The organism is Pseudomonas sp. R1-18 (genome assembly GCF_051132095.1).
Classification (GTDB): Bacteria; Pseudomonadota; Gammaproteobacteria; order Pseudomonadales; family Pseudomonadaceae; genus Aquipseudomonas.
The window spans coordinates 4216342-4229268 of sequence record NZ_CP071658.1; the positions used below are offsets into that span (position 1 = coordinate 4216342).

The following is a 12927-nucleotide window of genomic DNA, read 5'->3' on the forward strand; positions in this document are numbered from 1 at the left end:
GACTCATGAGCGAACAGCAAGCTTTCATCATCCACGCTTACACGCGCCCGGAAAAATCCGCCGAGTTCGAAGCATTCTTCGGCTCACACGTTGCAGCGAGCCGGCTGGAGCCAGGTTGCATCGAGTACCACATGCTGCGTGATCGGCAGGACCCGAGCCTGTTCATCTTTTATGAGATCTGGGAATCCCAGGCCCATCTGGACGTGCATTCGGCATTGCCGCACATGACCGAATTCGCCGGGAAGCGCATGGAATATCTGGCCCGCGACTTCGAATTCCATCGTGTCGAACCGATCAGCCCGCGATAAGCAGATGTAATCCAAGCGCGCCCATCCCGATAAAGAACACGCGCTTGAACACCACGGCGCTGATTCGCTGCCGCAGCCATTGGCCAAGCGTCATGCCCAGCAGCGCCGGAATCAGCGCCAGCATCGAAGCGCCCAACTCTCCACCGCCCAGCGCGCCGTTCCACATCAGCCCCAGGGCCAGCGCCAGCGTCGAAACGGTGAATGACAACCCGAGCGCCTGCACCAGCTGATCGCGCTCAAGCCCCAGTGCTTGCAGATACGGCACCGCCGGAATTACGAACACGCCCGTCGCCGAAGTGATCAACCCGGTGACCAGACCGCACAGCGGGCCAAGCCAGGGTTCGGCGCTGGAAGGCACTTTCAGCGTTGGCAAGAACAGTCCGCTCAGGGCGTAGATGAATAATGCTGCGCCCAACGCACGGGTCATTCCGTGGCCGCCACTCATGCCCAACCAGAGCGAACCCGCACAGGTCCCGAAGAAGATCATCGTGAGCATCGGCCACAAACGTCTCAGCAAGGCTTGCAGGTGCCCGCCTGTTGCCAACTGCCAGACGTTGGTGAACGTAGAGGGGATGATCAGCAGCGCGGCAGCCTGCGCCGGCAACATGGCCAGACCCAGCAGTCCCATTGCCACCGTCGGCAAGCCCAGGCCGATCACGCCCTTGACCGTACCCGCCAGCAGAAAGGTGAACACCACCAGTGCCGAGAGGCCCCAGCCAAGGGTCTGGTAGAAGTCGATAATCGTATGCATGCCGTCATCCTGAGGCAAATGTGGGTGGCGCAGTGTAGGAGCGCGCTTGCCCGCGACTACGATTCGTCAGCGGGAAGCTTCATCAATTTGGCATTATGAGGTCGCGGGCAAGCGCGCTCCTACAGCTTCCTGCGTTTCAGGTAGGCGACTACCTCGGCCTGCGTTCCGGCAAACTCGATACGCGACGCCTTGTGCTCACGCTGATAGGCATACATCGGGTCGTAGTATTCGCCGAGCAAGCCTTCGATCCAGCCGCGATGCAAGTCCACGACGCCGCTGCGTCGCTGCTCTTCGAGCGCCGTCTGCATGATAGCCAGCAGACGCTGATGACGCTCGCCGCCCAGACGTTTGTGGATGTTATTGAGGCTTTGCAGCAGGCGCTCGCTGAACAGGTCGAAGCCGGTTTCTTCGCCTTTGACGGTGATGAATTCCGCGCACAGGTCCACCACGTAATCTTTGAGGATGCGCTCGACACGGTTTTCAAAGCTGTCTTCCAGCCACACCAGCGGATAACCCTGCATGCCTTGATGCAGTTCCAGCGGCACGTTGCAGCTGCCCACCAGACGGCTTTCATCTTCCAGCACGATTTGCTCGATCCCCGCCGCACGCTTTTTAAGCAGATCGATGGCCAGACGGTTCTCGAAATCGATCTGCGCCGGCTGACCTGTCGCGCGCTTGCCGAAGCTCGATCCACGGTGATTGGCGATGCCTTCCAGATCCAGGCTATTGGGAAGCTGCGCCAGCACTTCAGTCTTGCCGGTGCCGGTCATGCCGCCCAGCACCACGAAATCGCACTCGGCCACCGCCGCATGCAGCGTATCGAGCAGGAAAGTGCGCATTGCCTTGTAGCCGCCAGTCACCAACGGGTAGTCGATACCGGCGTCCCTCAGCCACTGCTGCACGGTGTGCGAACGCAGCCCGCCGCGAAAGCAATACAGATAGCCATCGGGGTTGGCTTTGGCGAATGCCGACCAGGCAGCGATTCGCTCTGCCTTGACCTGGCCGGACACCAACTGATGCCCCAGCCTGATCGCGGCTTCCTGGCCGTGTTGCTTGTAACAGGTACCCACCTTCTGCCGCTCGATGTCGTTCATCAGCGGCAGGTTGATCACGCCGGGGAACGCGCCTTTGGAGAATTCCACCGGGGCGCGGGCGTCCATCATCGGTACATCGTTCAGAAACAGTGAGCGGTAGTCGGTGGTGTTGCGGGTCATCAAAACACCTCAACCGCGTGGCTCTGTCGCTCCAGCAGCGTGCCGATCGGGTTCAATTGCAGACCCAGTTCGGCGGCCACTGCGAGGAATTCCGCTTCGCCTTGGGCAGTGACGGCAATCAGCAGGCCGCCGCTGGTCTGTGGGTCACACAGCAAGTCGCGCTGGGCATCGCTGAGCGCAGCGATCTTGTCGCCGTAACTGTCGAAGTTGCGCAGCGTCCCGCCAGGCACGCAGCCCTCGGCGATGTAGTGCTCGACGCCGGGCAGACGCGGCACTGCGTCGTAATCCAGACGCGCGGTCAGACCTGCGCCATCCGCCATTTCAACCAGATGCCCAAGCAGACCAAAGCCGGTCACGTCGGTCATGGCGGCGACGCCTTCCAGTTTTCCGAAGCGGCTGCCGGGCTTGTTCAAGGTACACATCCAGTCGCGGGCCAGACCAATATCGCCGTCGCGAAGTCTGGCCTTTTTCTCGGCGGTGGTGAGGATGCCGATCCCCAATGGCTTGGTCAGGTACAAAGTGCAGCCTGCGGTGGCGGTGTCGTTGCGCTTCATGTGTTTTTTCTGCACCACGCCGGTGACCGCAAGGCCAAAGATCGGCTCGGGCGCATCAATGGAATGGCCGCCCGCCAGCGGGATGCCAGCGGCGTCGCAAACGGCACGACCACCGCGAATCACTTCACGAGCGACTTCGGGCGACAGCACGTTCACCGGCCAGCCGAGAATAGCGATGGCCATCAGCGGATCACCGCCCATCGCATAAATGTCGCTGATGGCGTTGGTAGCGGCGATGCGGCCGAAGTCAAAAGGATCATCGACGATAGGCATGAAGAAGTCGGTAGTCGAGACCACGCCGCGTTCATCGTCGAGGGCGTACACCGCCGCATCGTCACGAGAGGCGTTGCCGACCCAGAGCTTCGGGTCCAGATGCTGCGCACCGCTGCCGGCGAGGATTACGTCCAGCACCTTGGGAGAAATCTTGCAGCCACAACCGGCACCATGGCTGTATTGGGTCAGGCGGATCGGCTCGCTCATAGCAACGCTCTCGGACACTTGGAAAACAGGGAGTGAAGTCTAGGGGGTGTGGTTGTGGTAGCGCAAACCATCTGGACAGTCCCACCAGGTCGCGGCGTATGTGGGAACTGTAGGAACCAGCTTGCTGGCGAGAGCGCTGGACGCGGTAGCCTGACTAATCTGCTGAACGTGTTTGTTGCCGCTGCGCGCCAGATCGCGAGCAAGCTAGCTCCTACAAAGCCGCGGCGTGTGGTGGCCCTGTAGGAGCCAGCTTGCTGGCGAGAGCGCTGGACGCGGTAGCTGACTAATCTGCTGAACCTGTTTGCTGCCGCTGCGCGCCAGATCGCGAGCAAGCTGGCTCCTACGAAGCCGTGACCTTTTGAAGGGAGCTTGGTCGCCTCCAGATCGCGGGGCATTCATGGCTGGCCTTTCTGGCGGCGGTTCTTATAATCCCCGCACTTCCCGCAGAGTGTCGACTGATGCTCTGCCCTTTCGTTTTTTCCGCTATTGAACCGGAGAACTCCCATGCTCAAGCGTACCCTGGCGCTGGCCGCCGGCCTTGCCCTGTCTTTTTCCGCACTGACTGGCCACGCCGCCGAGACCCTGCGCGTGTCGGCGATTCCCGACGAAGCGCCTACCGAACTGCTGCGCAAGTTCAAACCGCTGGGCGCTTATCTGGAGCAACGCCTGGGCATGAAGGTCGATTTCGTTCCGGTGGCCGATTACCCGGCAGTGGTCGAGGCACTGGCAACCGACCGTCTGGACATGGCCTGGCTGGGCGGCTTCACGTTCGTTCAGGTCAACCTCAAGACCGGCAATGCCCAACCGCTTGTGCAGCGCGAGCAGGACGCAAAATTCACCAGCAAATTCATCACCTCCGATCCGGGCGTGAAGTCGCTGGCCGACCTCAAGGGCAAGACCTTCGCTTTCGGCTCCGTCTCATCGACGTCCGGCAGCCTGATGCCGCGCTATTTCATGCTCAAGGAAGACATCAAGCCAGAAACCTTCTTCAGCCGCGTCGCCTATTCAGGTGCTCATGACGCCACCGCTGCCTGGGTGCAGGCCGGCAAGGTCGACGCAGGCGTGCTCAACGCCAGCGTGTGGGACAAGCTGGTGGCCAGCGGTAAGGTCGACACCGGCAAGGTCAAGGTATTCGCTACCACGCCAACCTACTTCGATTACAACTGGACCGTGCGTGGCACGCTCGACCCGGCGCTGGCGCAGAAGATCAAGCAGGCGTTCCTGGATCTTGACCCGGCCAACCCGGAGCACAAGGCGATTCTGGACTTGCAGGCGGCCAGCCGCTTCATCGAAACCAAGCCTGAAAACTACAAGGGCATCGAAGAGGCTGCCCGTGCCGCCGACCTGCTGAAATGACGTTGCGTCTATCCGGGATAGACCTTCGCCACAGCAACGGAACACTGGCGCTGCAAGGCGTGCAGCTGGAAATCGGACGGGGCGAACGGGTAGCGATTATCGGCCCGTCCGGTGCCGGCAAGACGACGCTGCTGAACCTGCTCGCCAGTGCCCTGCCGCCTAGCGCGGGTCAGCTGGAACTGCTCGGGAGCAACCCGTGGCGGTTGTCGAGCCGCCAGCGCCAGCGCTTGCGCAGTCGCATTGCCCTGATTCATCAAGCCCCGCCGCTGCCGCCGCGTCAACGCGTGGTGACTGCGGTGCTGGCCGGCAAGCTGGGGAAATGGGGCCTGGGTAAAAGTCTATTGAACCTGCTCCATCCGCTGGACGTACCCGGTGCGCGCACGGTGCTTGCCCGTCTGGATCTGGCCGACAAACTGTTCGAGCGCTGTCAGCAATTGTCCGGTGGCCAACTGCAGCGCGTCGGGATTGCCCGAGCGCTGTATCAGGCGCCTGAGCTGCTGCTGGCCGACGAACCGGTGTCGGCCATGGACCCGCGTCTGGCCGATCACACGCTGGCACTGCTGTGCCGACACGCCACCGAGCAGAACGTGACGCTGATTGCCAGCCTGCATGCCGTGGATCTGGCACTCGCCCACTTCCCGCGCATCATTGGCGTTCGCGACGGGCGAATTCATTTCGACCTGGCCGCCAGTGACGTCGAAGGTCGGCATCTCGACACCCTGTACGCCAACGAACAGTTCAGCCCACGACCCGCCGCCGAAACCCCGGCTCAATCCTGGGCGCCGCGATGCTGAGCAGTGACCGCCGCGATCCTGCCGCCGGACCGCGCCTGTTGATCGGCGCACTGGCGATCTTGCTGCTGTGGCCGGGCATCAGGCTGGCGGAGCTGAATCCGCTGGTGCTTTTCCAACCCGAGAACGCGCGGTCCATGGGTGGCTTTCTGGCCGACTTTTGGCCGCCCGCGCATTCGGCCGATTTTCTCTCACTGTTGCTGGATGCCACGTTGCAGACCCTGGCCATCGCCACGGCGGGCATGGCTCTGGCGTTGACTCTGGCAGTACCGGCGAGTCTATTGGCCAGCCGCGCGCTGTCGCTGTCGGCTGCTTCCCGTAACGGCCGTCCCGGCTGGCTCGGGCAGTGTCTGCGCTGGCCCGCCCGCGGGCTGCTGATCTTCCTGCGCAGCGTGCCGGAAATTGTCTGGGCGTTGCTGTTCGTTCGTGCCGTGGGGCTTGGTCCTACCGCCGGAGTGCTGGCAATCGCAATCACTTACGCGGGGATGCTCGGCAAGGTCTACGCCGAAATCTTCGAGTCGGTGGATCAACGCCCCGCCCATGCATTGTTGCAGGCGGGCAGCGGCCGACTGGCTGCGCTGATCTATGGCACCCTGCCCAGCGCGGCCGCCGAGCTGACTTCGTACACCGTCTACCGCTGGGAATGCGCGGTACGCGCGTCGGTGGTCATGGGCTTTGTCGGTGCGGGCGGGCTGGGCCAGCAGATCGACCTGTCGATGCGCATGTTCGCCGGAGCGGAAGTGGCGAGCATGTTGCTGACCTTCCTGATTCTGGTGTTGCTGGCCGATCAGCTCAGCCGTTTGCTGCGCGGGAGGTTCGTGTGAGACGGCTGAGCAATCTGCTGCTGTTACTGGCAATCATTGTCGCCGTGTTCGGTTCTTTCATTTACCTGGGACTGGATCTGCTGACTATCGGCAGCGCCGACAGCCTCACGCAAATGGGCAAATACGCGCTGCGCTTCATGAGCCCCGATTTCAGCGAAGCGCATCTGTTGGCCATCGGCCATGGCGCACTCGAAACCCTCGCGATGTCGGCGCTGGGCACCCTGCTGGCGGCTGTCCTCGGCCTGTTGCTGGCGTTGCCCGCCGCCGGTCGTCTGGGTTGGCCGCTGCGCATTGCGGGTCGCCTGTTGCTCAATGCCCTGCGCGCCATTCCCGAATTGGTCTGGGCTGTGCTGATGGTGCTGGCCGCCGGGCTGGGGCCGAATGCCGGAACACTGGCGCTGGCGCTGCACACCACGGGGGTGCTCGGTCGGCTGTTTGCCGAGGCGCTGGAAAACACACCACCGGAACCGGCCGCTGCGATTCGCCTGCAGGGTGGAAGTGCCTGGCAGGCGCTCTGCTACGGCACTCTGCCCGATCTTTGGCCGCAGTTGCTGGCGTACACCCTGTATCGCTGGGAAAACAACATCCGCATGGCCAGCATCCTCGGTTTCGTCGGCGCAGGCGGCCTGGGTCAGATGCTTTATATGAGCCTCAGTCTGTTTCAGGAAGCGCAGGCCAGTACGGTCATTCTGGCGATGCTCGTGCTGGTATTTGCCGTGGACGCGCTGAGCGGGTGGAGCCGTCAGCGGTGGGTGAGAAAGTGAAGTCAGCGGTGGCTGAGAAAGTAGAGTCAGCGGTGGGTAAGAAAGTGACCGCCAGACACAAAAACGCCGCTACGCCCGGATCAGGCATAGCGGCGTCTTTGCAGTTTCAGCTGCGCGCTCAGTACCCCAGAGACAACCCAGTGTTACGACGTGGATCGTTGGCACCGTAAAAACGATTCTTGCCGACTGGCTCGCCGCCCAGCGAAGGCGCGCCGACCAGAATCGCCGCCACATGGTTCAGCGGCTGCGGCCCGGCAAACTTGTGGCCCCAGCTCTCCAGGATTTTCAGGGTATCGGGGCTGATGGCGAAGGTGTCGATGTTGGTTTCTTCAGGCTGCCATTGCTGGTGGAAGCGTGGCGCATCGACCGCCTCCTGAATGTTCATGCCGTAGTCGATCACGTTGAGCATGGTCAGCAAGGTTGCGGTGATAATCCGGCTGCCACCCGGTGTGCCCACCACCATCACGGTCTTGCCATCTTTGGTGACGATGGTCGGGCTCATGGACGACAGCGGCGTCTTGCCGGGCGCAATGGCATTCGCTTCGCCCTGCACCAGCCCGTACATATTGGGCACACCGACCTTGACCGTGAAGTCGTCCATTTCGTCGTTGAGCAGCACGCCGGTCTTGCTCGCCATGACGCCCGCACCGAACCAGTCGTTGAGGGTATAAGTCACGGACACCGCGTTGCCCCATTTGTCGACGATGGAGTAATGCGTGGTGTTGTTGCCTTCATGCGGCGCGACGCCCGGCTTGATCTCGTTCGAGACGCCGGCTTTCTGCGGGTCAATGGCTGCGCGCAGCTTGCCGGCATAGTCGCGATCAAGCAGATGGTCGACAGGATTCTTGACGAAGTCCGGGTCGCCCAGATAGCTGTTGCGATCCACATAGGCGTGGCGCATGGCTTCGATCTGGTAATGCATCGCCTGAGCCGAGCGGAAACCCAGCTCCTTCATCGGGTAACCTTCGAGGATGTTGAGGATCTGGCAGATCACCACACCGCCGGAGCTTGGCGGCGGTGCCGACACCACGTGATAGCCGCGGTAGTCGCACTCGATGGGCGCCAGCTCGCGGGTCTTGTACTTGTCCAGATCGGCCTGGGTGATGATGCCCTTGCCGGCCTGGCTGGAATCCACCAGCGCCTTGGCCACCCAGCCTTTGTAGAAGCCGTCGCTGCCTTTGGCGGAAATTTCACGCAGGGTCTTGGCCAGGTCCTTTTGCACCAGCTTCTGCCCGACCTGCATGGCCTGCCCCTGGTGCAGGAAGATCGAGCCGGAGTCGGCCATGTCAGCCTTGAACACGTCGGTCGCGCTGGACAGCAGATCAATGTCGCCCTGGCCCAGCACGAAGCCGTCTTCCGCCAGTTTGATCGCCGGCGCGATCAGGTCCTGACGCTTGAACGTGCCGTATTTGCTCAGGGCCATTTCCATGCCGGATACCGTGCCTGGCACTCCAACGGCCAGATGCCCTTTGGAGCTGAGGTCGGGGACGACGTTGCCCTGTTTGTCCAGATACATATCGGCCGTGGCCGCCAGCGGTGCTTTCTCGCGAAAATCGAGGAACGTCTTGCGACCGTCCGCGAGTTGAACCGTCATGAAGCCGCCACCGCCCAGGTTACCGGCCGCCGGATACACCACGGCGAGCGCATAGCCGACCGCAACGGCGGCGTCGACTGCGTTGCCGCCGTCCTTGAGTACGTCCACGCCGACACGGGTCGCCAGATGCTGCGCGGTCACGACCATGCCGTTTTCGGCGGCGACAGGCGCTTGTGAAGCTGCTTGCACAGGGAGATGAATCAGAATGAATGCCGTCGCGATGAGCGATCTAGCAAAAGGCTCGAACTTCATGGTGATCTCTTCTTTTTCGTGAGGGGTCGGGAGACGTCAGCCTGACTACTGTCGAACACCATTCAAAGTAGCGGGTCCGGGTCGGTTTATCTAATGGCTGTGGACATCAAAACTCCCGGTGCGTCAGGAAAGGGGCCGGGACAGACGAAGCATTGACGTCGCCTTCAGACCCGTCCTCGCCAGCAAGCTGGCTCCTACAGCTCGCGTACGCCTCGATCCAGCGGGAGCGAGCTTGCTCGCGAAGAGGCCGGGACAGACGAAGCATTGACGTCGCCTTCAAACACGCCTTCGCCAGCAAGCTGCCTCCCCCAGTTTTGTGTTATGCCGCGATCCTGTGGGAGCGAGCTTGCTCGCGAAGAGGCCGGTACAGACGAAACCTCATGTCACCTTCAAACACGTCTTCGCCAGCAAGCTGCCTCCCACAGTCTGTGTTGCGCCTCGATTCCGCAGGAGGCCAGGCGCTACCGTTTCTTGCGGTAGCCTTCAACAATCGCCGAAAAATCCTTGCCGCCTTCGCCTCGCAGGCTCATCGTCTGGTACAGCTGATGCGCCAGCGCGCCCATGATCACCGGTTGTCGAGCCGAGCGTGCGGCGTCGGTGGCAAGCCCCAGATCCTTGAGCATCAGTTCGGCGCCGAAGCCGCCGGTATAACCCCGCGACGCGGGTGCGGTTTCGACGATGCCGGGCCAGGGGTTATAAGTCTCTGAACTCCAGCAGCGCCCGGTCGAAGTATTGATCACCCCGGCCAACACTTTGGTGTCGATTCCCAGCGCATCGCCCAGCGCCATCGCTTCGGACACACCGATCATGGAAATCGCCAACAGCATGTTGTTGCAGATCTTGGCGATCTGTCCGGTGCCGACTTCGCCGCAGTGAACGATGTTGCGGCCCATCTGGGCGAGGACCGACTTGAGCTGCTCAAAATGCTCCGTGGCAGCGCCGACCATGAAGGTCAGTGTTCCGGCCTGGGCGCCACCGGTGCCGCCTGACACCGGGGCATCGCCAAGCATCACGCCTTTGCTTGCCGCCAGATCGGCGATGTCCCGGATGGTCTGTGGATCGATGGTGCTGCAATCCACTGCCGGAACGCCTTCGCTGATGCCTGCCAGTACGCCCTCTTCACCCAGGTACACGCTGCGCACATGCTGAGCGGCAGGCAGCATGGTGATGACCATTTCGCTCCCTTGCGCAGCGTGTCTGGGCGACTCACTGACGCGACCGCCCAGCGTGGCGAGCTCTGTCATGACCTCCTGATTAAGGTCGAACAATTGCAGGTGATGCCCGGCCTTGATCAGGTTACGCGCCATCGGCGCGCCCATGTTGCCCAGCCCGATAAATGCAATTTTCATGTTGATGGTCTCTATTCTCTGTATTGGGCAGTGGCGGCTTCGAACAGCCGGCCTCAGCGCAAATTGATGGTCGTGTTCACGCCGTGATTGACGCTGTCGTCGTCGAACCAGCGGCTGGTAACGGTCTTGGTCTGGGTATAGAACTGCACGACCTGCTTGCCGTAAGGTCCGAGGTCGCCAAGCTTCGATCCGCGTGAACCGGTAAAGCTGAAGAACGGCACCGGCACCGGAATCGGAATGTTGATGCCCACCTGCCCGACGTCGATCTCGTTCTGGAATTTGCGCGCGGCCGCACCGCTCTGGGTGAACAGCCCGGTGCCGTTACCGAACGGGTTGGCATTGACCAGCGCGATGGCCTGATCGAGCGTGTCGACCTCCAGCACCAGAAGGACCGGGCCGAAAATTTCCTGCGTGTAGATCTGCATGTCCGTGGTCACGCCCGAGAACAATGTCGGGCCGATGAAGTTACCGTCTTCGTAACCCGGCACGCAGATGTCACGGCCGTCGAGTTCCAGCGTCGCGCCTTCACGTACGCCGCTGTCGATCAGATCAATAATGCGCTGTCTGGCGCGCCGGGAAATCACCGGCCCGATATCGGTGCCCGGCTCGCTGCCGGCATTCACCTTGAGCTTCTGCGCCAGTGCTTTCAGATCCGGCAGCCATTGCCTGGCCGCACCGACCAGCACCACGACCGACGTCGCCATGCAGCGTTGTCCCGCAGCGCCGAAACCGGCACCGACCAGCGCATTCAGCGTCTGCTCGCGATGCGCATCGGGCAGCACCACGGCATGGTTCTTCGCCCCCATCATCGCCTGCACCCGCTTGCCATGCTGGCCGGCCAGGTTGTAGACGTGCGTGCCCACGGCTGTCGAGCCCACGAAGGAGATCGCCTTGATGTCTTTGTGGGTGCAGAGCGCGTCGACCACTTCCCGACCGCCGTGCACGACGTTGAGCACACCGGGAGGAATGCCTGCCTCGACGGCAAGTTCTACCAGCAGCATGGTGGACATGGGGTCCTGCTCGGAAGGTTTGAGTACAAAGGTGTTGCCGCAGGCGATGGCCATGGGAAACATCCACAGCGGAATCATTGCCGGGAAGTTGAAAGGCGTGATCCCGGCGCAGACACCAATCGGCTGACGCAGCGTGTAGGTATCGACGCCGCTCGCCACATTCTCCGCGAATTCGCCCATCTGCAGCGTGCCGATAGAGCAGGCGTGCTCCACCACTTCCAGGCCGCGGAAAATATCGCCCTCGGCGTCGGCCAGCGTCTTGCCCTGTTCGGCGCTCAATACCGCGGCGATGCGCTTGCTATGTTCACGGATCAGAGCCTGCAACCTGAGCATGATGCGCATGCGCGCGCCAATGGGGGTTTCACGCCAGGCGGGAAATGCCCGCTGGGCGGCGGCTACGGCGGCCTCGACTTCCCCGCTGGTGGCAAAAGGAACTTGCGCCAGCACCTGCTGAGTCGCGGGGTTGATGATGTCGTGCCATTCATGAGTTTGCGACTCGACCGCTTCACCATCAATCAGCAGTTTTACGCGAGCCACAGCCGTATCGTTGTTGTTATGCAAGGCGTTCATGTCCACCGTTCTCCAGGGTGTGGACCCACCCCGGTCGCGGTCCCGGCCACATGCGCGAACACCCCGCACACGCGGTCGAGCCAAGGGGGTTGGTCAAGGGCGTGCAATGGAGTATAGATGTGCAAACTTCTAACAAGAATGCACATAAAAGCAGGTTCAACATGCAAAAAAACATCACATCCCTGGGCCTGTTGAATTGGGATGACCTGAAGTTTTTCTTGGAGGTGGCGCGCACCCGCAAGGTGAGCAGCGCCGCCAAGCGCCTGGCTGTGGATTACACGACAGTGTCCCGACGGATCAACTCGCTGGAGACCTCGCTTGGCACGTTGCTGTTCGAAAAGTCACGCAACAACGGCTTCATCATGACCGCCGAAGGGCAGCGTCTTCTGGGCTACGCCGAATCCATCGAAAGCACTCTGCACCTGGCGTGCGAGCAGGTTTCCGGCTCCAGCGTGGCGCTGTCCGGGCATATTCGCATGGGCTGCACCGAGGGCTTCGGCAGTTTTTTCATTACCCCGCAGCTCAGCCACTTTCTCGACAGCTATCCGACCATTTCGGTGGATATCCTGCCGTTGCCGCATTTCATCAGCCTTTCCAAACGCGAAGCGGACATTGTCATCGCGCTGGAGCGCCCGGAGCATGGACCTTACGTGTGCTGCAAACTGTGTGACTACAACCTGCGCTTGTATGCGACTCAGCAGTATCTGGACACTCATCCGCCGATCCTGCGCAAGGAAGACCTGGCGGAGCACCCCTTCATCAGTTACGTCGATGACCTGGCGTTCAGTTCCGAGCTGCTGTACCTGAGCAACCTGCTGCCAAGTGCCCAGGCACAACTGCGCAGCACCAGCGTCATCGCCCAATACACCGCAGCGCTGCAAGGCCAGGCGCTGGCTATTCTGCCCTGCTTCCTCGCCGCTCAGGACCCGCGCTTGATCCCGATACTGGAAGCCGAAGTGAACATCACACGCCAGTTCTGGATGTACTGCCGCGAAGACCTGCGCAAGCTCAAGCGGATCACCCTGTTGTGGGACTACATCCGCCAGGTAGCCGAGCTGAATCGTCCTCTGTTGCTGGGTGAAACAGGCGTGGTGCGGTTTGCGCAGTGAC

12 protein-coding genes are annotated in these 12927 nt (G+C 61.7%); 6 read left to right on the forward strand and 6 right to left on the reverse strand.

Annotated elements, in window-relative coordinates:
- Positions 1-5 precede the first annotated feature (5 nt).
- Complete coding sequence (locus J3P77_RS19305) at positions 6-308, forward strand: putative quinol monooxygenase (RefSeq protein WP_434678166.1); 303 nt, start codon at positions 6-8, stop codon at positions 306-308.
- Here J3P77_RS19305 and J3P77_RS19310 read toward each other — a convergent pair.
- The 3 genes from J3P77_RS19310 to selD all read right to left on the reverse strand — a co-directional run bounded on the left by J3P77_RS19310 (position 295) and on the right by selD (position 3307).
- A complete protein-coding gene (locus J3P77_RS19310; RefSeq protein WP_434678167.1) occupies positions 295-1059 on the reverse strand; it encodes a sulfite exporter TauE/SafE family protein in 765 nt (254 codons plus the stop codon). The two genes, J3P77_RS19305 and J3P77_RS19310, sit on opposite strands and share 14 nt — an antisense overlap.
- Positions 1060-1178: 119 nt before the next feature.
- Complete coding sequence (gene mnmH / locus J3P77_RS19315; protein ID WP_434678169.1) at positions 1179-2273, reverse strand: tRNA 2-selenouridine(34) synthase MnmH; 1095 nt, start codon at positions 2271-2273, stop codon at positions 1179-1181.
- A complete protein-coding gene (gene selD / locus J3P77_RS19320; RefSeq protein WP_434678170.1) occupies positions 2273-3307 on the reverse strand; it encodes a selenide, water dikinase SelD in 1035 nt (344 codons plus the stop codon). The genes mnmH and selD overlap by 1 nt, the downstream gene beginning before the upstream one ends.
- Before the next feature lie 504 nt (positions 3308-3811).
- Here selD and J3P77_RS19325 point away from each other — a divergent pair.
- From J3P77_RS19325 to phnE, 4 genes are read left to right on the forward strand one after another with little or no spacing between them, the layout of a single operon-like run.
- Positions 3812-4663: a putative selenate ABC transporter substrate-binding protein gene (locus J3P77_RS19325; RefSeq protein WP_434678171.1), complete on the forward strand. Its 852-nt coding sequence runs from the start codon at positions 3812-3814 to the stop codon at positions 4661-4663.
- A complete protein-coding gene (locus J3P77_RS19330; RefSeq protein WP_434678173.1) occupies positions 4660-5457 on the forward strand; it encodes a phosphonate ABC transporter ATP-binding protein in 798 nt (265 codons plus the stop codon). The genes J3P77_RS19325 and J3P77_RS19330 overlap by 4 nt, the downstream gene beginning before the upstream one ends.
- Complete coding sequence (locus tag J3P77_RS19335) at positions 5451-6278, forward strand: PhnE/PtxC family ABC transporter permease (RefSeq protein WP_434678174.1); 828 nt, start codon at positions 5451-5453, stop codon at positions 6276-6278. Before J3P77_RS19330 ends, J3P77_RS19335 begins: the two co-directional genes overlap by 7 nt.
- Positions 6275-7042 carry a phosphonate ABC transporter, permease protein PhnE gene (phnE, locus tag J3P77_RS19340; protein WP_434678175.1) on the forward strand — a complete coding sequence of 256 codons (768 nt, stop codon included), beginning with the start codon at positions 6275-6277 and terminating at the stop codon, positions 7040-7042. The genes J3P77_RS19335 and phnE overlap by 4 nt, the downstream gene beginning before the upstream one ends.
- A 118-nt stretch (positions 7043-7160) precedes the next feature.
- Here phnE and ggt read toward each other — a convergent pair whose 3' ends face one another.
- The 3 genes from ggt to J3P77_RS19355 all read right to left on the reverse strand — a co-directional run bounded on the left by ggt (position 7161) and on the right by J3P77_RS19355 (position 11817).
- Positions 7161-8888, reverse strand: a complete 1728-nt coding sequence (ggt, locus tag J3P77_RS19345) for a gamma-glutamyltransferase (protein ID WP_434678176.1) — start codon at positions 8886-8888, stop codon at positions 7161-7163.
- Positions 8889-9349: 461 nt separating this feature from the next.
- The gene (gene mmsB, locus J3P77_RS19350; RefSeq protein WP_434678177.1) at positions 9350-10237 is read right to left on the reverse strand and encodes a 3-hydroxyisobutyrate dehydrogenase; all 888 of its coding nucleotides are present in this window, start codon (positions 10235-10237) and stop codon (positions 9350-9352) included.
- 53 nt (positions 10238-10290) lie between these two features.
- Positions 10291-11817, reverse strand: coding sequence for a CoA-acylating methylmalonate-semialdehyde dehydrogenase (locus J3P77_RS19355; RefSeq protein ID WP_434678178.1), 1527 nt, complete (start codon positions 11815-11817; stop codon positions 10291-10293).
- Positions 11818-11978: 161 nt separating this feature from the next.
- Between J3P77_RS19355 and J3P77_RS19360 the strand changes: the two genes are divergently transcribed.
- Complete coding sequence (locus J3P77_RS19360; protein ID WP_434678179.1) at positions 11979-12926, forward strand: LysR family transcriptional regulator; 948 nt, start codon at positions 11979-11981, stop codon at positions 12924-12926.
- The last annotated feature ends 1 nt before the right edge of the window (position 12927 follow it).

Coding starts and splice junctions, on each gene's coding strand:
- selD (WP_434678170.1), bottom strand. CDS start 3,307: ATGAGCGAGCCGATCCGCCTGACCCAATACAGCCATGGTGCCGGTTGT.
- J3P77_RS19360 (WP_434678179.1), top strand. CDS start 11,979: ATGCAAAAAAACATCACATCCCTGGGCCTGTTGAATTGGGATGACCTG.
- mnmH (WP_434678169.1), bottom strand. CDS start 2,273: ATGACCCGCAACACCACCGACTACCGCTCACTGTTTCTGAACGATGTA.
- J3P77_RS19330 (WP_434678173.1), top strand. CDS start 4,660: ATGACGTTGCGTCTATCCGGGATAGACCTTCGCCACAGCAACGGAACA.
- J3P77_RS19325 (WP_434678171.1), top strand. CDS start 3,812: ATGCTCAAGCGTACCCTGGCGCTGGCCGCCGGCCTTGCCCTGTCTTTT.
- J3P77_RS19305 (WP_434678166.1), top strand. CDS start 6: ATGAGCGAACAGCAAGCTTTCATCATCCACGCTTACACGCGCCCGGAA.
- J3P77_RS19310 (WP_434678167.1), bottom strand. CDS start 1,059: ATGCATACGATTATCGACTTCTACCAGACCCTTGGCTGGGGCCTCTCG.
- mmsB (WP_434678177.1), bottom strand. CDS start 10,237: ATGAAAATTGCATTTATCGGGCTGGGCAACATGGGCGCGCCGATGGCG.
- ggt (WP_434678176.1), bottom strand. CDS start 8,888: ATGAAGTTCGAGCCTTTTGCTAGATCGCTCATCGCGACGGCATTCATT.
- J3P77_RS19335 (WP_434678174.1), top strand. CDS start 5,451: ATGCTGAGCAGTGACCGCCGCGATCCTGCCGCCGGACCGCGCCTGTTG.
- J3P77_RS19355 (WP_434678178.1), bottom strand. CDS start 11,817: ATGAACGCCTTGCATAACAACAACGATACGGCTGTGGCTCGCGTAAAA.